Source organism: Cytobacillus sp. Bac17, assembly GCF_024519925.1.
Classification (GTDB): domain Bacteria; phylum Bacillota; class Bacilli; order Bacillales; family Cytobacillaceae; genus Cytobacillus; species Cytobacillus pseudoceanisediminis.
Genome location: NZ_JALJRC010000080.1, coordinates 1 through 1,221, shown reverse-complemented (window position 1 = coordinate 1,221; position 1,221 = coordinate 1). Strand labels below are relative to the sequence as shown.

Annotated in this window: 1 rRNA gene; it reads right to left on the bottom strand. The window is 51.1% G+C overall.

The annotated features are described in order from the left end of the window. Positions 1 to 1,221: ribosomal RNA gene (locus NR125_RS29160) — 23S ribosomal RNA — on the bottom strand; the annotation flags it as partial.

The following is a 1,221-nucleotide window of genomic DNA, read 5'->3' as shown; positions in this document are numbered from 1 at the left end:
AAGATGTCAATCCACAGCTTCGGTGATACGTTTAGCCCCGGTACATTTTCGGCGCGGAGTCACTCGACCAGTGAGCTATTACGCACTCTTTAAATGGTGGCTGCTTCTAAGCCAACATCCTGGTTGTCTAAGCAACTCCACATCCTTTTCCACTTAACGTATACTTTGGGACCTTAGCTGGTGGTCTGGGCTGTTTCCCTCTTGACTACGGATCTTATCACTCGCAGTCTGACTCCCATGGATAAGTCTTTGGCATTCGGAGTTTGTCTGAATTCGGTAACCCGATGGGGGCCCCTAGTCCAAACAGTGCTCTACCTCCAAGACTCTTACTACATGAGGCTAGCCCTAAAGCTATTTCGGAGAGAACCAGCTATCTCCAAGTTCGATTGGAATTTCTCCGCTACCCACACCTCATCCCCGCACTTTTCAACGTGCGTGGGTTCGGGCCTCCATCCAGTGTTACCTGGACTTCACCCTGGACATGGGTAGATCACCTGGTTTCGGGTCTACGACCACATACTCATTCGCCCTATTCAGACTCGCTTTCGCTGCGGCTCCGTCTCATCAACTTAACCTCGCATGTAATCGTAACTCGCCGGTTCATTCTACAAAAGGCACGCTATCACCCATTAACGGGCTCTAACTACTTGTAGGCACACGGTTTCAGGATCTCTTTCACTCCCCTTCCGGGGTGCTTTTCACCTTTCCCTCACGGTACTGGTTCACTATCGGTCACTAGGGAGTATTTAGCCTTGGGAGATGGTCCTCCCTGCTTCCGACGGGATTTCTCGTGTCCCGCCGTACTCAGGATCCACTCTGGAGGGAACGAAGTTTCAACTACAGGGCTTTTACCTTCTCTGGCCGGCCTTTCCAGACCTGTTCATTTACCTCGTTCCTTTGTAACTCCGTGTAGAGTGTCCTACAACCCCAAGAGGCAAGCCTCTTGGTTTGGGCTAATCCCGTTTCGCTCGCCGCTACTCAGGGAATCGCGTTTGCTTTCTCTTCCTCCGGGTACTTAGATGTTTCAGTTCCCCGGGTCTGCCTTCTATACCCTATGTATTCAGGTAAAGATCCTATCCCATTACGGATAGGGGGTTTCCCCATTCGGAAATCTCCGGATCAAAGCTTACTTACAGCTCCCCGAAGCATATCGGTGTTAGTACCGTCCTTCATCGGCTCCTAGTGCCAAGGCATTCACCGTGCGCCCTTTCTAACTTAACC